The following is an 18,573-nucleotide window of genomic DNA, read 5'->3' on the forward strand; positions in this document are numbered from 1 at the left end:
TCCATCATTATTCCCCACCCCCTAATCCCATCCAGGCAGCTTTCAATGCTGCTATACCTTTAACCGCTATACGCTCACTTCCTTTCAAATTACCACTGATGACACTGCTATCCCCCGACTGTCCTACAAGGGTGACAGACTGAGCACGGAAACCACCTGACGTTTGCACAAACACAAAAGCTTTTTCCTGATTTCTGGCAAGAGCTGCGCTTGGTACTTGCCACTGTTTCTCTGTAGAGACAGAAGAAACCAGTTGCGCCTCCACAAACTGACCGGCGTGCAGGCTTTGCAAATCATCCTTGATATCGGCCCGAACCATCACTGTTTGATTGGCGCTGACGTTACGCCCGATAGACAACACCTTGCCTGTCGCACTAATTCCTCGCACGCTGACCTCAGCCCCGGCCTTCACCCCGACTGCATAAGTAGCCGGCACCTGAATTTCCAGCCACAATGGATTGAGTCTGGCCACTTTAAACAGTGGCGCAGCAGCCTCAACACGCTGGCCAACGGTTGCCATTTGCTCAAGCACCATACCATCCATGGGCGCAACAATATCCAGCGTGCTACTTAGCACATGGCTTGACTGCAATTTATTGATAGCCGTATCCGACATACCATACAGACGCAAAGCCTGCCGTCTTTCAGCTAATCCTGCAGCAGCCTGTGCGTGCGCTGATTGCGTTGACAGATACCGCCCTTCGGCAATGATGCCTTCTTTAAATAATTGCGCGTCACGCTTCAAACTGCTCTGTGTCAGTTGAGTTTGCGTGGCGGCCTGTAAAAAATCACGTTGAGTTTCGATCAGCATGGGGCTGGCAAACCGCGCCAGTAATTGCCCTTTTGTCACCGTATCATTCACTGACACGGCAACATTTTGTATCAACCCAGATAGTGGTGAACTGATCACTTGCATCTGCCCATTCGGGATAACAACCTGAGCTGGAAAGCCATTGCCTGGCACACCAGTTTTCACTGAAAGCGGCGCGACAGCAATCCCTGAAGCCTGCCTCTGCTTTGGCGTCATTTGAATATCATCAGTACCAAATGCTGTAGCTGATCCAATAGTAAAAAAAGCAGACAGCAAAAATCCTGCTAATCGTTTTGTTTGCATGCGCAACTCCGAATCCATTGGGGTATGGATGCTATAAGATGAAAATTGAGCGCCACGAAAAGCGAATAGACACAAACGTGCACTCAATGAGGCAATTAATACACCCCCAGTTTAATGGGGAAATCTTAAGAATAGCTTAAGCAGACAAATACGGAGGAGCTTGGGCTGGCGGAAGTCTTGAAGTGAATAGGTATAGAGGCTGATGCAATAGATCACTATGACGTGAATGTATATAGTTCAAAACTTGAGACGGATATCTGAATGGCAGAACAACATCAGTGATTATAAATAAGACCGCGTCTTTTTTGAATTCCTGTGCCATGGTGATAGCGGGCAACTCAGTTTGAGAAGTTTGCAGTTCCGCCTTACCCGGTTTGGCACTATGCTCAAGCATGTCGTAATCAAGATGGAAATGTACACCACTGGATTGATAATTACCCAGTGCATGCGCGTGCAAAAGTGGTGCAAAGCATTGTAAAAATGCCAGCAGAACAATTACATGCAAGTTTTTCCAATTTATAGACATAGATGTCATTTTATACTTAGTCTAAAAGCATTTCAAGAAATATAGATGCCCATGAATGCGTTACCATATGCTATATATAAAACACATCCACAATAGGAGTCACTGATGAATTCGCTACTCGAACTCACTGGTTTTGGTCAAAGCGTATGGCTGGATAATCTGTCCCGCACACTTTTGAAAGAAGGCGCACTGGCCAATCTCGTTCAACACGGCGGTGTCTCAGGCGTAACATCCAACCCCAGTATTTTGTATAAGGCCATTTTGGAAAGCCCTTATTATCACGATGAGCTAGTCTGGCTAAAATCGAATGAAATCGTCCATGAACGTCGCTATGAAAAGCTGGTCATTGCTGATATTCAGGCGGCTTGTGACATACTCCGCGAAGTTTTTGACAGAACCAAAGGCAAAGATGGATATGTCAGTCTTGAAGTTTCCCCAAGGCTTGCACATGATGAGGTACACACCATTTCTGAAGCGATACGTTTATCCCAGGCAGTGGCACGGGAAAACTTGCTCATCAAAGTACCGGGCACCCCAGAGGGCGTCCGAGCCTTCGAACACCTTATTGCAGAAGGAATCAGCGTCAACGTTACCCTCTTGTTTTCACTGCAGCATGTAGTGCGCATTTTTGAAGCCTATATGCGCGGCCTGAAAAAGCGACTGGCAAACGGAGGAGACACAGACGGAATCAAGGCTGTCGCCAGCATCTTTTTGAGTCGCGTGGATACGCTGGTTGATAAACAACTCAATAAAATTGGCACACCTGAAGCATTGGCACTTCGCGGTAAAACGGCCGTAGCGATGTCAAAATTGGCATACCAGCGCTACAAGGAAATGTTTCATGGTGATTTGTTTGATGATCTGGCTCAGGCTGGTTCTCATCCGCAATATCTATTATGGGCCAGTACCAGCACTAAAAATCCCGACTACAATGATCTTTTGTATGTAGAGCCATTGATCGGACCGGAAACCATCAACACCCTTCCCGATGCCACTCTGGAAGCATTTCGCGATCATGGCATACCTGCATTGACTGTAGAAGAAGACATAAACGGGGCCAAGGATCACTATTTACGCCTGGAAAAAATAGGCATCAACATGGAAACCATTGGCGAACAGCTTCAGACAGAAGGCGTAAATTTGTTTGCAGACTCCTACAGCAAATTGCTGGAATTGGTTGCCTGATGCAGCCATCGTTTAAAAAGACAATTGAATAAATACCCCCTGGGAATATCAAACTTCCACTATAAAAACGCGTTTTTTTCATGGACAATTAGTTCATAAATACTATATGATTGCCAACTTATCTAAAAAATAATAACAATTTAATTCAAATCTCAACTGGTCAGGCCCTAGGGGAATTTTCAATGCCTATCAGTACGCACGTCAAAAATTTGCCAGATGCACCAGTCAGGCCAGAAGAAGATAAAGATTTTTATCTTGCGCTTCTGCGCGCCTATATAGACAGTGCTAATGATGGTATTTTTGTGCTGTGCGACGAAATGAAATTTCATGTCGCTAACAATCTGCTTGCCTCCTGGCTGGGCGAATCAGAAAACATTCTCACATCCCACAACAATCGTTTCCCTATCACCCATTTCATTGGCTCCGCTGAGAACAATGAAATGTTTACCATGCAATTCAACAAAGCCCTCTCCGGCCAACCCGTCCGCTTTGAATGCCGCATTTTTCCAATACAGGCCAATGCACGCTGGGTAGAAATCAGCATGAACAAGGTTAACATGGAACATGGCAACCTTGTCATCGGGGTCATGCGCGATTACACAGAACACAAACTGGCCATAGCACGCATCGAGCGACAAGCTATTCATGACGAGCTGACAGGACTGATTAATCGCAGAGAGTTCAGCAAGCGCCTTGATAATTTGCTGGAAAATGCCATCACTCACAATACCAATCACTCCCTGCTTTACATGGATCTTGATCAGTTTAAAGTAGTGAATGATACTTGTGGCCACATAGCAGGGGATGAACTGTTACGACAACTTTCCACTCTGATCAAAACCAAAGTTCGCCATAGCGATACACTGGCCAGATTAGGTGGCGATGAATTTGGCGTACTACTGGAAGATTGCTCCCTGAAGGAATCAATGGAAGTCGCAGAAATACTGCGTCAGACCATCTCGGGGTTTCGTTTTCACTGGCAGGAAAAGCGCTTCGAAATCGGGGTCAGCATCGGCGTTGCGCCAATTGACGCCAATTGCGTGAATACCGCTGATATTTTAAGCTCTGCGGATGCAGCTTGTTATATTGCCAAAGACAAAGGACGGAACCGAATTCAATCCTACGTCGGGGCCGAGGAGCTCACCCATAAACGGGGAGAAATGAACTGGATTTCCCGCATCACCCATGCATTTGAAGAGCATCGATTCCGCTTGTACTACCAGAACATCATCCCTATTTCAGCAACAATACCTTGTATAGAACACAGGGAAGTCTTGCTGCGGATGATTGATGAAAAAGGCAAATTACTGTCACCGGGAGAATTAGTTCACGCTGCAGAAAAATACAATCTGATGCCAACGATTGATCGGTGGGTGATACGAACATTGTTTGCAAGAAACAGTGGGCATTGGCGCAAAATACTGAAAAAAAATCCGCAGGGAGAAACTGAGACCAACTTCTTCTGCTCAGTTAATCTGTCTGGTGCCAGTTTAAACGATGACTATTTTCTTGATTTCTTGCGCGACCAGATTGAGGAACATGACATCCCCCCCAATGCGATTTGTTTCGAAATTACAGAAACCATGGCCATTAATAATCTGCACAAGGTTTCCAGCTTTATTCAGGAATTAAAACCCATTGGTTTTAGATTTGCGCTGGATGATTTTGGTAGTGGCATGTCTTCATTCACCTACCTTAAATCATTACCGGTGGACTTCCTGAAAATTGATGGCGCATTGGTCAAGGGGATCGCCACCAATAAAATAGATTATTGCATGGTGGATTCAATCAACCGGATTGCACAGGAAATTGGCATAATGACCATTGCAGAATACGTTGAGAATGACGCCATTCTTGAAAAACTAAGAACAATCGGTGTAAATTACGCTCAAGGTTATGGTATCCACAAGCCGGAAACCTTATTTTAGAAGCCGCTTCCATCTACACTTGAAACTTGTCAGGCAATAAACCAGTCGGACACCTCACTGGACTTCCCCTCCCTCAATGAGAGAAGAATCCCTCTGAACAAACTGTTTAATGTATTTGTGGAGCACCCGCCTCTACTGGCCTGCCGTTTGTAATTTCTTCCCGCGTTGCATCACGAATATCCACCACATTCACAACAAATGTAGCTGTCTGCCCGGCCAGAGGATGATTAGCGTCCACCGTGAGTTTGCCATTTTCAATGTGAGTCACGCGAAACTGCATGGCTTCGCCATTTTCATTTTCCATTTGTACTTCAGCACCGATGCGGCGAAATTCCGGCGGCACATTATCAATATCATCGGTATAGGTTAATTCAGGCTTATGCGCACCAAAACCATCTGCTGGCGGGAGCAACACTTCAACGCGATCCCCAACGACATGCCCTTCCAGCGCATCTTCAATTTTCTCAAACAGACCGCTGTTTGCACCATGAACATAACCGATAGGCAGATCATACTGTTCAAAGACCATCCCTTCTCCATTCAGGATTGAATAGGTCAAATAAACCACTTTGTTTGCGGATATTTTTGCTTCGCTCATGCATTCTCCAGGAGAGATTCTTAAATGAAGGTATCAGTTTAAACGATTCCAGCCCACCTTAAAAGCAACGGACCAAGAGGAGAATAAAATAAGGTGGCTAGCAGAAATTTTAGCTATCGGAATACAAATTGGTTATGGCAATCTCGGTTAAATACTGCAACATCAACTGCTGTATTTAACCACTTCCAGATCAATTGTAATTTCTTTATAGCGGCTTCCCAGCGGCCATGTTAAAACCAGCGTCACTGCTTGCATGATTTTTTCAAACCCGGCTTCGGATTGCGAAACGGTAAAATGGGGTGCCGCATGAAATGAAACAGGCTTGCTGCTGTGAACCAGCAATTTTCCGCCAAGAACGGCATCATCCAGCATGATTTCTTTCATATTATTTAACGCCAGTGGCTGACCAAAGCCACCGAGTATATGTCCATCATGTATAAATCTGCCTGCAGGGCCATCACAGCTCGGCATAGCCACATTCAATGTCGTACTGAATTCCCCTTCACCCTGACCACTAAACCGATAAGTCAGGCGCAAATGATTTTCCGAAACTGCAACGTGCTTGCTAACCAGTACATTGCCAATCTGGCATCCCAACGTTAACCCTTGCTTTTCAGCATGTTCCGTCTTGAGCACATAATTGGTAACCGGCATCACATCTTGTGTAGCATCTGCCTGCCAGCCATCCAGAAAGAGCACACGGGCATGACTGTCGGGTACCAGGTCTTCCTGCGTGATTTCATGTTTAAAACTTACCCGATCATGAGCGGATGCTATTCCGTCTCCGCTATGATGCTGCAATTCGCCCTGTTTTATTTTGCGATAATAATGTTCGTCCGAACGACGTAAAGAGTCGCCAAAGTTATGGTTTAACTGGTAGGCATCCAACTCGCATACAGCACCCAAACCATCCAGTTTCACCACTGCCTGCAACAGACTATCCTGCAAGAAAATCTCATCGCAACCATCCTTGTCCAAATCTTCCCGAATGCTGTTTAGCCGGGGAGAAATCTTGTCCAGCATGCCTTCAAGTGCGATGATGGCTCGGTACACTGCGCGGCGCAGATGAGGCAGGTACAAACCGCCAAACAACCCATGCCAATAAGCATCATTAGCCTGGGACTGATAGAGCATTTCCACCATCTCGTCAGTACGTTTTGCTTCAGGCATCGCATGAAAACGCCGAGAAACACTCAGCATTCTTTTATGCATCCAGTTGGATTCCGGGTAACGGCTGAAAAAATTCTTCCAGATTCCGCCACGCAAAAAAGCCTTATCCTGCTCAAACCGCTTATTTTCTTTGCTGGCATGCACCATATCTGCAAAGTGATTTGCAGCACTTGCCGGCAAGGTCCATTCGTTCATTTCAATATACGAAGTGGTCGGCAGATAAACAATGCCGCGAGTTTTATTATTTGCGTGATAATCACTATAACGCTGCGTCTGAATTTTGCCAGAGGCGAGCACGCCTTCAATAAAATCTTTTAACCAGCCCTTTTCATACACCCATTCATAGGTGTCGGGCCAGATACCAAACTTTTCAATATCGTCAAAATAGATTGCAGCGACATCACTGCCAGTTTCTGCCATTTCTTCCAGATACTTCACTGCATCAGGTGCAGGTGAAAAAGGCAATCGATAGCGTAGCCCCTCGGAAATCGGGAACAAATCCAGATTCCGGTTATCTTCTTCAGTACTGAAAAAACCTTTCAGTTCTTCGCCTTTCCTGCCACTACACAGAAAATGGTAATCATCCACGGTGACATAACGAATGCCGGCATCAGCGAGTCCGGGCACTACGGTTGCCTCCCAGACTCGCTCAGTCAGCCAGGCGCCGTCAGGACGGCTACCCAGTGTTTTTTTCAGTTTGTCCGATAACGCATTCACCTGACCGATCCGATCTTCATTGGGAATGACTGCCAGCACAGGTTCGGTATCGCCGCCACCAAACAATTCAGCCTGCCCTCTCCCCACCATTTCGCGCAGCATGGCCATATCTTTCGGATAATGCTGGAGCAAATAGTCCAGCAACCATCCGCTAAAATGAATGGCGTAATGAAAATCCGGGTAACGGTATAAGGTCTGGATGAATGGCTGATAGCATTTAAGATGTGCCTCTTCCAGCACTTCCGGGAAATTGCCCACCGGTTGATGAGCATGCACTCCCAGCAGCAATTTCACAGAATGCGTCATAGGACTCTCGTTAATTTTTACAGATCTTTGTGTGCACCATCACAAAATGGCACACCCTTGGTTTGCTTGCAGCCACATAGCCAAACTTTTTTCTTTTCATCCAAAGTAAATTTCTTTGGCGTAAATTCTGTATCTTTATGTGATCCATCGCAAAACGGCTGGTTTTTCGACTGACCACAAGAACACCAATAATAATCACCGGCTTCCAGTTCTACTCCATAGGGGGCTTTTTGTGCGCAAACAGGTTCAGACATTTTTACTTCCTTAATAATTTTATTGATTACTTTTTTGATTGATAACGGTTAGCCAATTCCAATCTTTTCAGGTAGGCATCACGGGCAATCTGCACGTCTTCCAGAAACATCGGCAACTCATCCAGCAACAAGGCTTGAGGGCCATCCACTAACGCCTTGGAAGGGTTAGGATGGAAGTCCACCAGCACCATATTAGCACCTGCGATCACACCTTGGGCAACTACCTGCATGATATCCAGTATGCCATCCATCCCCATTACGCGCGTGCCAACAGAATGCGAGGGATCGATGCAGACAGGCATACGCGTCAGGCGTTTGACTACAGGAACATGCGCAAAATCCACCAGATTGCGGTGCGGATCACCCATATTGGTTTTCATGCCGCGCAGACCAAACACGACTTTGCGGTTTCCTTCCGATGCCAGATATTCTGCCGCATTAAGAGACTCATCCAGAGTAATGCCAAAACCCCGTTTCAACAGAACCGGAAATTCATTCTGCCGCCCCACTATTTTGAGCAATTCAAAATTTTGGGTATTGCGCGTACCAATTTGCAGCATGACACCTGTGGCATTCCCGGTTTGATGCAGTGCCTCCAGAATCTCTGCCACATGAGATTCGTGGGTGATCTCCATTGCAATGACTTTAATGCCGTATTTACCGGCCAACTCGAACACATATGGTAAACAGGTTTTACCATGCCCCTGAAAAGCATAGGGGTTTGTACGTGGTTTGTATGCGCCCATACGGGTGCATACCTGGCCGTTATCCCGCAAGGCTTTCATCATCATCTCAACGTGCTCTGGCGTATCCACTGCACACAAACCAGCAAACACATTCAGTGTGTCCTGCCCAAAACGCACGCCATTGTAATCAAAATGCGTGGGCCTACCGTCATCCTTATGCCGACCCAGTACTCGGTATTCCTCTGAAACGCGCACAACGCGCTCAACACAAGGCAGGCTTTGCATGTAATCAAGAGAAAGTGCCGCTGTATTACCAATCAGGTAAATTTCAGTTAATTGCTGCTCTATACCCTGCTCATGATGAACACGAGCCCGGATATTAGGAAGATTTTCAAGATACCCCATCAATTGCAAATATTCAGGGCTTTGTGGATTAGAATTGGGTGTAAGAATCAAAATCATGGCTGTTGGTATCCAGTGATACTATCGCTACAGTAGAAATAGTAAGATAGCGCGCAATAAAAAGCGTAACAGCTAGATTCTAGCGTAAAAATTACGAACTTGATAAGTTATTCACCAAGCATATCACCTTAAAATTCACAGAAGAGCAATGCAAGCGCAAACAGGCAGCTTTTAAAAAACCACCCAATACGCCCCCGCTGATTTCAAAAAACTCAGTGGGTCATTTGAGCTGAACTGAGCAACCGCGTAATCTCAGCTTCCGCTTCTATCCAATCCTGAGCAGAGTTACCACCTTCGAATCCACGCTTTTCAGCTCGGTAATAGGCTGCTTCAGCGATCATTCTGTAACGCTGCTCCGGGCTGAATTCAATTTTTTTCTTGCCGCCCACCGCTGCCTTTGCGGCAGTCGTTTTTTTCGTGGTGGCAGCACTGCTTTTAGCTGCAGCAGGTTTTTTAGCTACGGCTGTCGCGGCTTTCTTTTCTGGCATTTTTTTGGTTGCTGCTGGTGTACCCTTTTTGACAGGCGCTTTGGTAATTGCTTTGGCTTGAGTCATTAGATTTCTCCTTCAAAAACACGACACATCAAACTGCTTTCGCATGGGAAGGCAGTGGTATTTTCATACTGAATATACATTTATAGCATAGACTAAAACAAAAGGAATACACTCGCATTACTCCGATATTTTTCAGTTGATATTTCACTCGCTAGCAATACTACCAACCCTGTGTGACGATCAGATTAACGGCATGTTACAGTTTACTGATGAGCAATATACGTACCAGCTATCAACTTGCTATTCGCATCACCTCTTTGAAAAATAAAATATAAATTCCGGATCAGTAAGAACAACCAGGAATGCCAAGAGCAATTCAATGCAAGCCGTTAAATTTAGGGATATTTTTAAATATCAAATAGACGTGAAAAATGAATTACACTTGTATGGTATGTTTTTACATACGATTTAATGTGAAATTGTTTTACCAAATAAACGTCAAGGGTTCTTGCACCCATGTTGTGCAAGATCAAACCCCACCGCACCAATCTGGCGCAAATGGGCACCCATTTTCGGGAATGCTTAAGCTGTACCACCTACAGTCAAGCCATCTATACGTAGCGTAGGTTGCCCTACTCCCACAGGAACACTTTGACCTTCTTTACCGCAAGTTCCGACACCCGGATCCAGCGCCATATCATTGCCAATCATGGAAACACGAGTCAATACATCTGGTCCGTTACCGATTAGGGTCGCTCCTTTAACCGGGTAGGTAATTTTGCCATCTTCAATCATGTACGCTTCAGCCGCTGAGAATACAAACTTGCCACTGGTGATATCTACCTGCCCACCCCCAAAATTAGCTGCATACAGACCATGCTTCACTGACTTTATAATTTCCTGCGGATCTTTATCACCATTCAGCATATAAGTGTTAGTCATGCGTGGCATAGGGATATGAGCAAAAGACTCGCGCCGCGCATTTCCCGTGACAGGCACCCCCATTAAACGGGCATTCAATGTATCTTGCATGTAGCCCTTGAGTACGCCGTTCTCGATCAGCACGGTACACTGGGTCGGATTGCCTTCGTCGTCTACATTCAAAGAACCACGGCGGCGCGCAATCGTGCCATCATCTACCACTGTCACACCGGTAGCTGCCACACGCTCACCAACACGACCACTAAACGCGGAACTGCCTTTGCGGTTGAAGTCACCTTCCAGACCATGCCCTATTGCTTCATGCAACAAAATGCCAGGCCAACCTGCACCAAGAACCACAGTCATCGAGCCTGCCGGAGCCGGACGCGCATCCAGATTAACCAGCGCCTGATGGACAGCTTGCTGAGCGTAGGTTTTTAACACTTCTTCGGTAAAATAAGCGTAATCAAAGCGGCCACCACCTCCAGCACTGCCCTGTTCACGCTTGCCGTTGGATTCCGCAATTACTTGCAATGACAAACGCACCAGAGGACGCACGTCAGCTGCCATATGGCCGTCAGAACGAGCAATCAGCACTACATCATATTCACTTGCCAGAGATGCCATTACTTGGGTGATACGGGGATCGATTGCGCGCGCATACTTTTCCAGACGCTCCAGGAGTGCGACTTTCTCTGCGTCTTTCAGACTTGCCAGCGGATCATGAGGCTGGTAGAGGCTGTGCCCACCTGCCCGCTGGATAACATGTGTTGAATGCGCCGCACCCGCTTTAGCAATCGCACGAGTTGCATCACCAGCCTGATTCAAAGCATTCAGACTGATATCATCTGAATAGGCAAAAGCCGTTTTTTCACCGGAAACCGCTCGCACACCTACACCTTGCTCGATATTGAAACTGCCAGATTTGACCTGCCCTTCTTCCAGGCTCCATCCCTCAGAGCGAGTGTACTGAAAATACAAATCAGCATAATCCACATGGTGAGTCATGATTTTGTCGAACACAGAAGTCAATTCTGGCGTATCAAGGTTATAAGGTGCCAGCAGACAACCGTGGGCGGTTGCGAATAATGTCTCAGCTCCAGGAATCAGGATGCCGGATTCGGCTTGAGTAGGTTTCATATATTTAATCTTGGTTCCGCAGCGTTAAGAAGAATTTGTAGCCATTTTAAATAAGATGGCTACAAGTCCATAAAGTTTCAAGAGGAGGGTCAAGCTTTAACGTTCACCACTTCAAAATCAAAACTGGTAATCGTACGATGTTTCAATGCAGGCAGACTTTTACGCAAACTAGCCTGATAGGCTGGATTAATTCCTGCAACTACCACACCTGACCCACGCGGGAGGCGATCCAGAATAACACCCCATGGATCCACAATCATGCTGTTTCCGTGCGTTTCTCTGCCACTCAAGTGATATCCACCTTGCGCAGGCGCTAAAACATAAGCCAGATTTTCAATCGCTCTGGCGCGTACGAGCGTTTCCCAATGCGCTTTACCTGTGGTTTCGGTAAAAGCTGACGGTACCACAATAATGTCTACATCCTTCATCGCGCGATAAAGTTCAGGGAAGCGTAAATCATAGCAGATTGACAATCCGATTTTGCCAAACGGCGTTTCCACTACGACGATACGGTCTCCCGGTTCGATGGTTTTTTCTTCGCGAAAAACTTCATTGCCAAGATCCAGACCAAACAGATGTATTTTGTCATAGCGCGCGACCAACTTACCCTTGTCATCGTATACCAGTGTGCTATTGCGCACTTTGTTGGGCAGGGATGACTCTAAAGGAATGGAACCGCCTATCAGCCAAATCTTATGCTTTTTAGCCATTTGACTTAAAAACTTCTGAATAGGACCTTTACCTTCCTCCTCACGCACAGCTACCTTATCTGTATCTTTAAGCCCCATAATGGCGAAATATTCAGGCAGCGCCACCAGTTTAGCGCCCTGCGCCGCCGCACTGCCAATGAGTCGTTCTGCCTCAGACAAATTTGCAGCCACATTGGGCCCTGAAGCCATCTGTATCGCAGCAATCCGGCAGACGCCCGGTTGTGGCTTCGCTTTCCCTACGGGTGGCCTGGCTTTTTTTCTGGCAAAGCTGGATTGTGTTTTTTCAGTCATCTCAGTTCTCTGATTTCTCTATTTATTCGTTAATTCTGGTACAGATTATGCTCCAGATCAACACCCTCATTTTCAACAAAAGGTACATATTCCAAAACACCAAAAGCATCATTAGCAATGTCATTTTTAAATGCTTTTAATCTGTTTTGAACAACTAAACCTGAATGATCACAGCCTTTCAACTCTCAGCCCATTATTCTGTAGTTACGGCAGTTTCGCGCTTCACTTTAGCCACAATCGGGTCATTCCATGTACCTGTAATACTGTACTGATAGGATATTAATTGCCCAAGTGGATTTTTAAGTACTTTCTGGAGTAGCAAAGTGGTCAACCCAACCACCGGCCCCCCTAAAAATGCCCCGGCAACCGAAACTCCTTCGCCTACCGCAGGGGTTACTTTAACAAGCAACTTTTGCGTTTCATGCGCAAGGTCGGTTTCCCCGCTCATTTTAACCGTTGCCGCTGGGCCTTCGATAGTAAAATCATCGCTATTCAACACGCCACGCTCTATCTTCATGCTACCTGAAATATTATCAAACGCGAACCCTTCGCTAAAAACGTCTCTAAAATCCAATGTAATCCGCCGAGGCAAGGCCTGCAAACTCAGAATACCCAATAACTTGCCGAAACCCGGCTCGATTTTTAAAAACTGTCCGTTTGAGGCATCCAGTATAAAATTTCCGGACATGCTGGAATAATCGAGTTCGGAAGGACTGCCTGCCCAGGATAGTTGCCCATCCAATTTCGCTGTTCCTCGTTTGACGCTATCAGGGTAACCGAACCGCGCTAAAAATTTGCCAACATCTTTCACTTCCAGATTAATTTTGGCTTGGGTATTGGGCTGTGCCAACCATGCTTCCCAGAGGCCGCTCATTTTAAGCACCATGTCGGGGTTAGTGAGTTTGAGGTTTTCAATCTTCCAGTCATTCCCCTGCTGCACAGCCAGCACTTCCAGTTTGCCTAGTTTTCTGCGCTTGATTTCAAGACTTTCTGCAATAATATCCAGCGCAGGAAGTTCTTTATACGTCGTGGTAGCCAGCTTTGAATCGGGCTGGGTAGATATGGAATCAGGAATGGACAAGTTTTTTAAACGTGCATATACCCTTCCCTTTTCTCTGGAATTCCAATTCACTTCCCCATTCATTTCATTGCTGGCCAGCGTGGCCTGCCAACTATCTCCCATTTTCCATGCATTCATATGAAATGCATTAAAACGCTTATTGAATATGTCCAGCGTATCAACTGACAGATTCATGCCTGAAAGATCAATCAGCGGTTCCCGACCTGTCTGTGCAGGAATTTGAGCGAATATATTTCGCCATTGATCCAGATTCAAATAGGGAAGTGTCCCTGTCGCCCACACTCCGTCCCCAGTGAGCTTTGCCTCGCTACCGCCAAAAGTGAGTGCACCACTATCAATACTCGCTTTATCTCCATCTCGTTTTAGCATCAGCTTAGCTGACAATACCTTTCCATAGTTTAATGAGATGAGATCCTCTTGCGCGGAAGTAATCTTTTTTGTCACACGAAGTGGTACCACACTTGCTGCCGCTTTTGTAAAAGGTGGCGGCAGATCCAAAGCCAATCCCTTTAATGCAGATTCCACCACGATATCTGCCTGCTGATTTTTCATGGTAATCAAACCGCGCCAATCCGTTGTACCATTCACATACTTCGCTAAAGGGTTAGTCGTATACTTCCTTAAACCTTCTCCGCTCAACTTACCCTGAGCAACAATACGAATCGTTTTGTCTGGCTGCGTATTTGCCTGTACTGACATGGGCAACCCAAATGCCTGAGCTGACACATTCGGTATTTTTATATTCGCTTCAGTAAACGCCAACGTGCCATTAACTTTTTCCAGTGTAGGCGCGTCCTGACTAAATTGAACCGTGTCGTTCATAAACTGGTAGGTGCCTGATATCTTTGTATCAATGGTGTGGCGCAAAGGCACCTGAAGTTTAAGCGCCAACTTGCCATTTCCACTCATTTTCACCCCGCTGGAAAAGCCTCCTATCATGTCCGACACCGGACTCTGATTAACGTAGCGTATAAAATCATCAGCGGACCCCTGAGCTTGCCCCTCTACCAGCAACATCTCATCAAAAACCAGCAAATCAGGTATTTGCACTTTAACCTTTTGCAGCCCTACGCCAAAAATACTGGCTTTAGACACATTCACTTCCATTCGCTTGCCCTGAAACAGCAAATCTCCGGAGATATTCTCAATGATTGGCCACCCACTAACATATTCGAGACCGCCTCCATTCACTTTCGCCCTGACCTGAAAAATTCCTTTTTTATCATCCACAAAGGGAAAGTCCGCCAGATCACCCTTGAGGCGAACATGAACATCATTTGAAAAGCCTGCCAAGAAAGCCGTATCCAGCCAATCACGGGCAGATTGACCCACTATCAGGGGAATATACCGACCGACGTAACGTGCATCAGCGCGGTTCAAATTACCTGTCAGATCAATCTCTCCAGGCGATCCAGTTTTGGATTGATAGCGTCCATAAGCACTGCCTGCCAAATGTGCGTTTGCAAATGACACATTGGCCAGTTTAACTTCCAGATTTTTTTGCTTGATTTTCCAATTAATCTGGGCTGTTAGCGTATCAAACGGAATGGGCTCCCGAAACACCTTTACCAGTTCAACTTTTGCACGGTGTGAATTTAAAGACAGCGCCCCACCATTTTCGTTGGCATCCAGATTACCGCTCAGTCCTGAAAACCCTGGAAGATCCTGATATGAATTTATCCCGACATTTGCGAACTGGCCTTTGACATTATAAGTTTTTGGTGAATTCCAGTCACCACGCCATTTTAACGAAAATTCCGGGAAACTCCCCTGTGGTGAGAGTTCCAGCAATTTTCGGCGCTCATCCCGATCCACAGGCACATACTCAGAAAGTGCCAATAGTGGTTTCAGCGCGATATTTTCCGCCTTTACCTCTCCTTCTGCGGGAGCTTTTACCGTTGCCATTTTGAAAGTAGCGGTAAAAGCCGCCGGGCCCAATGACAATCCATCTTGCATGGATAATTTTAGTTTGTTTGAAGTAAATACTTGTCCATTTTGAATAGACTTCCAACCCAATCGGCCCTGCAATTCTTTTAAATTCAATATGGGCAAATCTGCAGCAAATTGCGTTCTCACATTTTTTAAATGGGTGTCTAATGTGAGTTCATTAACTTGTTTGCTTGCAAAACCTAGCCAAAACTGAACCGAGCCAATTCCATATTGCAAATCAACTGGGTAAGTCAGCCATTGACGCCAGCCTTCAATATTGGCGTAATCAAGACGCGCATACAAAGTCCCTTTCCAGCGGTTCAAATCATTTAGGGATTTTCCTGTGACATCCCCACGAACATCCAGCGGCTTTGCCAATACTGAGGGTGGAGAGGCCTGGATACCAAAAAGATGACGGGCGCCATGATTTTCAAGCTTCAAGCTCACTTTGGTGAGTACCAAAGGCGGCGCATTCCGTTGATTGTCTTGCCATAAAATAACAGCATTACGCACTGTAATTTCATTTTGCTTGAGCATCCAGTCTGCAAAGCCACTCTCTGCATCGGATTGATTGACGACGACTCCAGCAACGTATATCAATCCATCAACATCCCGGCGCACGGCCAGACTAGGCTGATTTATTTCCAGGGAGTGGAAGCGTGCTTCACCCAGAAACAGCGTCCACCAGGAAAGGGTGTTTTCAATCTGGCTGAGATACAAGGCCGGTCGACCCTGTTTATCAAAAACCTGTACATCCCGCAACACAAAATGAGGTCTTAACCCCTCCCAGCCTGCCTCGATTTTACCGATTGTGACTCGCTGACCGGCGGCTTGACTGATTGATGTGGCGATAGATTCACGATACTTGGCAATATCGGGCAACACCCAATAGCGAAGCGTCAACACCACAGCAGAAAACAGCAAAAACAGCAATAACACCCCGTAAACAAGGGCATGACGGTGCCAGCGAAAAACTGTTAACGCAAAAGATGAAACGGAGCCTGCGAGGGCTTTCCATGTTCTCTCCGTTTTCATCTCTTCTTTCTCATCCTATTTCACAGTCTCTTTCAATTGCTCAAGAATAGCCGGATTTTCAAGGGTAGATGTATCCGAAGTAATTTCTTCCCCCTTGGCTATGGAACGCAATAGCCGGCGCATAATTTTTCCCGAGCGAGTTTTGGGTAAATTATCGCCAAAACGAATTTCATCCGGTTTGGCGATAGGTCCGATCTCTTTGCCCACCCATTCACGTAATTGTGCTACCACTTCACGCGCTGCATCGCCTGTAGGACGCTGACCTTTCAATACAACGAACGCCACGACTGACTCGCCCTTTATGTCATGGGGCTTTCCAACCACTGCGGCCTCTGCAACCAAAGGATTCGCCACCAAAGCCGATTCGATTTCCATCGTTCCTAGTCGATGCCCGGATACATTCAACACATCATCAATGCGCCCCATAATCCAGAAATAGCCATCTTTATCCCGGTGAGCTGAATCTCCGGCCAAGTACATCTTTCCGCCCAGTTCCGCAGGAAAATAAGTATTCTTATAGCGCTCGGGATCGCCCCACAATGTCCGCAATTGCGATGGGAATGGTCGTTTAATCACAAGAATGCCTCCCTGCCCTTTTTCTATCGGGCCACCTTGCTCATCGACAATATCGGCAATAATCCCGGGTAAAGGCAAAGTACAAGAACCTGGTTTTGTCGGAACAGCACCCGGCAGTGGTGCAATCATATTGCTGCCAGTTTCAGTCTGCCACCAGGTATCCACAATCGGACAATGACCTTGCCCTACAGTTTCGTAATACCACATCCAGGCTTCCGGGTTTATGGGCTCACCCACGGTTCCCAACAGACGAAGCGAAGAAAGATCATATTGCTTGGGCAAATCAGAACCAAGTTTGATCAAGGAGCGAATAGCTGTAGGTGCGGTATAAAATGTGGTGACTTTGTGGTCCTGAATCAGCTTCCAGAATCGCCCTGCATCCGGATAGGTAGGTACGCCTTCGAAAATCACCTCTGTGCCACCCATTGCCAGCGGTCCATATGCAACATAGGTATGTCCGGTAATCCAGCCCACGTCAGCGGTGCACCAATAAACATCATCTGCCTTATGGTCAAAAACCCATTTCATGCTGAGAATAGCCCCCAACAAGAATCCGGCACTGCTATGTTGCACACCTTTGGGTTTACCGGTAGAACCAGAGGTATATAGAATAAACAAGGGATCTTCAGCATTGACCCATACCGGTTCGCAAGTATCTGCCTGCCCGATGATAGCCTCATGCCACCACTGATCACGCTGTGCATCCCAATGAACATTGCCACCAGTACGCTTGTAAACAACGACTTTTTCTACGCAGTCACATCCCCCCATACCGATTGCGTCATCCACCGCTGATTTCAGCGCAACCGCCTTCCCCCCGCGCATGCCTTCGTCAGCAGTAATCACCAGCTTTGCACCCGCATCGATGATGCGTTCATGCAGACTTTTTGCAGAAAAACCGCCAAACACAACGGAATGTATCCCCCCTATACGGGCACAGGCCTGCATGGCGACAACTGCCTCAATACTCATCGGCATATAAATAATGACACGATCACCCTTGGCAACACCCTGTGCCTTGAGCGCATTGGCAAACTGGCAAACGCGATGATACAAGTCCTGATAGGTCACTTTCGTAACTTTACCGTCATCAGCTTCGAAAATCAGCGCCGTTTTATTGCTTTTGTCTGCAAGATGACGATCCAGGCAGTTATAGGAAACATTCATTTCCCCGTCGTAAAACCAGCGATAAAAAGGCGCTTTAGTTTCATCGAGCACATTTGAAAACGGCTTGTGCCAGCTGATGTGTTCCTTGGCTAAAGCCCCCCAAAACCCCTCGTAATCGCTTTCAGCCTTAGCGCACAGCGCCTTATAGGCATCCATACCGGAAACAGTTGCCTGTTTGCGAAATGCTTCACTCGGTGCGAAGACGCGCGTTTCGGAAAGAATAGTATCTATGGTCGCCATTTTTGCCCCTCAAAATTATTTCCAACAATAATATTATGGAAGT

General features: G+C 46.5%; 14 protein-coding genes. 2 read left to right on the plus strand and 12 right to left on the minus strand.

What is annotated here, in order from left to right; genetic code table 11:
* Positions 1–7: 7 nt before the first annotated feature.
* Positions 8–1,114 carry an efflux RND transporter periplasmic adaptor subunit gene (locus EDC63_RS10275; protein ID WP_165922975.1) on the minus strand — a complete coding sequence of 369 codons (1,107 nt, stop codon included), beginning with the start codon at positions 1,112–1,114 and terminating at the stop codon, positions 8–10.
* A gap of 136 nt (positions 1,115–1,250) precedes the next feature.
* Entirely contained in the window at positions 1,251–1,619 is a 369-nt protein-coding gene (locus tag EDC63_RS10280; RefSeq protein ID WP_124946753.1) for a hypothetical protein, read from the minus strand.
* Positions 1,620–1,745: 126 nt separating this feature from the next.
* Between EDC63_RS10280 and tal the strand changes: the two genes are divergently transcribed.
* A complete protein-coding gene (tal, locus tag EDC63_RS10285; protein WP_124946752.1) occupies positions 1,746–2,825 on the plus strand; it encodes a transaldolase in 1,080 nt (359 codons plus the stop codon).
* Between the two features lie 182 nt (positions 2,826–3,007).
* Positions 3,008–4,753 (plus strand): EAL domain-containing protein, encoded by a 1,746-nt coding sequence (locus EDC63_RS10290; protein WP_124946751.1) that lies wholly within the window; start codon positions 3,008–3,010, stop codon positions 4,751–4,753.
* A gap of 106 nt (positions 4,754–4,859) precedes the next feature.
* Here the strand turns inward: EDC63_RS10290 and EDC63_RS10295 are convergent, their stop codons facing one another.
* From EDC63_RS10295 to acs, 10 genes are all read right to left on the minus strand, one after another.
* Positions 4,860–5,351 carry an FKBP-type peptidyl-prolyl cis-trans isomerase gene (locus EDC63_RS10295; protein ID WP_124946750.1) on the minus strand — a complete coding sequence of 164 codons (492 nt, stop codon included), beginning with the start codon at positions 5,349–5,351 and terminating at the stop codon, positions 4,860–4,862.
* Between the two features lie 162 nt (positions 5,352–5,513).
* Entirely contained in the window at positions 5,514–7,544 is a 2,031-nt protein-coding gene (locus EDC63_RS10300) for an alpha-amylase/4-alpha-glucanotransferase domain-containing protein (RefSeq protein ID WP_124946749.1), read from the minus strand.
* Positions 7,545–7,561: 17 nt separating this feature from the next.
* Complete coding sequence (locus EDC63_RS10305; protein ID WP_124946748.1) at positions 7,562–7,798, minus strand: CDGSH iron-sulfur domain-containing protein; 237 nt, start codon at positions 7,796–7,798, stop codon at positions 7,562–7,564.
* Between the two features lie 26 nt (positions 7,799–7,824).
* The gene (locus EDC63_RS10310; RefSeq protein ID WP_124946747.1) at positions 7,825–8,946 is read right to left on the minus strand and encodes a 3-deoxy-7-phosphoheptulonate synthase; all 1,122 of its coding nucleotides are present in this window, start codon (positions 8,944–8,946) and stop codon (positions 7,825–7,827) included.
* Positions 8,947–9,158: 212 nt separating this feature from the next.
* Positions 9,159–9,500: a DUF2934 domain-containing protein gene (locus EDC63_RS10315; protein ID WP_124946746.1), complete on the minus strand. Its 342-nt coding sequence runs from the start codon at positions 9,498–9,500 to the stop codon at positions 9,159–9,161.
* A gap of 522 nt (positions 9,501–10,022) precedes the next feature.
* The gene (tldD, locus tag EDC63_RS10320) at positions 10,023–11,501 is read right to left on the minus strand and encodes a metalloprotease TldD (RefSeq protein ID WP_124946745.1); all 1,479 of its coding nucleotides are present in this window, start codon (positions 11,499–11,501) and stop codon (positions 10,023–10,025) included.
* A gap of 89 nt (positions 11,502–11,590) precedes the next feature.
* Positions 11,591–12,502 carry a carbon-nitrogen hydrolase family protein gene (locus tag EDC63_RS10325; protein ID WP_124946744.1) on the minus strand — a complete coding sequence of 304 codons (912 nt, stop codon included), beginning with the start codon at positions 12,500–12,502 and terminating at the stop codon, positions 11,591–11,593.
* 29 nt (positions 12,503–12,531) lie between these two features.
* Positions 12,532–12,684 carry a hypothetical protein gene (locus EDC63_RS18565; protein ID WP_165922976.1) on the minus strand — a complete coding sequence of 51 codons (153 nt, stop codon included), beginning with the start codon at positions 12,682–12,684 and terminating at the stop codon, positions 12,532–12,534.
* Positions 12,685–12,695: 11 nt separating this feature from the next.
* Positions 12,696–16,547 (minus strand): YhdP family protein, encoded by a 3,852-nt coding sequence (locus tag EDC63_RS10330; RefSeq protein ID WP_124946743.1) that lies wholly within the window; start codon positions 16,545–16,547, stop codon positions 12,696–12,698.
* A gap of 15 nt (positions 16,548–16,562) precedes the next feature.
* The gene (acs, locus tag EDC63_RS10335; protein ID WP_124946742.1) at positions 16,563–18,530 is read right to left on the minus strand and encodes an acetate--CoA ligase; all 1,968 of its coding nucleotides are present in this window, start codon (positions 18,528–18,530) and stop codon (positions 16,563–16,565) included.
* Positions 18,531–18,573: the final 43 nt, after the last annotated feature.

This window comes from Sulfurirhabdus autotrophica, assembly GCF_004346685.1.
Taxonomy (GTDB): Bacteria; Pseudomonadota; Gammaproteobacteria; order Burkholderiales; family SMCO01; genus Sulfurirhabdus; species Sulfurirhabdus autotrophica.

Bases quoted from the DNA above. Each gene is read 5' to 3' on its own strand.
- EDC63_RS10275 (WP_165922975.1), bottom strand. From the start codon at position 1,114: ATGCAAACAAAACGATTAGCAGGATTTTTGCTGTCTGCTTTTTTTACT.
- tal (WP_124946752.1), top strand. From the start codon at position 1,746: ATGAATTCGCTACTCGAACTCACTGGTTTTGGTCAAAGCGTATGGCTG.
- EDC63_RS10290 (WP_124946751.1), top strand. From the start codon at position 3,008: ATGCCTATCAGTACGCACGTCAAAAATTTGCCAGATGCACCAGTCAGG.
- EDC63_RS10295 (WP_124946750.1), bottom strand. From the start codon at position 5,351: ATGAGCGAAGCAAAAATATCCGCAAACAAAGTGGTTTATTTGACCTAT.
- EDC63_RS10300 (WP_124946749.1), bottom strand. From the start codon at position 7,544: ATGACGCATTCTGTGAAATTGCTGCTGGGAGTGCATGCTCATCAACCG.
- EDC63_RS10305 (WP_124946748.1), bottom strand. From the start codon at position 7,798: ATGTCTGAACCTGTTTGCGCACAAAAAGCCCCCTATGGAGTAGAACTG.
- EDC63_RS10310 (WP_124946747.1), bottom strand. From the start codon at position 8,946: ATGATTTTGATTCTTACACCCAATTCTAATCCACAAAGCCCTGAATAT.
- EDC63_RS10315 (WP_124946746.1), bottom strand. From the start codon at position 9,500: ATGACTCAAGCCAAAGCAATTACCAAAGCGCCTGTCAAAAAGGGTACA.
- tldD (WP_124946745.1), bottom strand. From the start codon at position 11,501: ATGAAACCTACTCAAGCCGAATCCGGCATCCTGATTCCTGGAGCTGAG.
- EDC63_RS10325 (WP_124946744.1), bottom strand. From the start codon at position 12,502: ATGACTGAAAAAACACAATCCAGCTTTGCCAGAAAAAAAGCCAGGCCA.
- EDC63_RS10330 (WP_124946743.1), bottom strand. From the start codon at position 16,547: ATGAAAACGGAGAGAACATGGAAAGCCCTCGCAGGCTCCGTTTCATCT.
- acs (WP_124946742.1), bottom strand. From the start codon at position 18,530: ATGGCGACCATAGATACTATTCTTTCCGAAACGCGCGTCTTCGCACCG.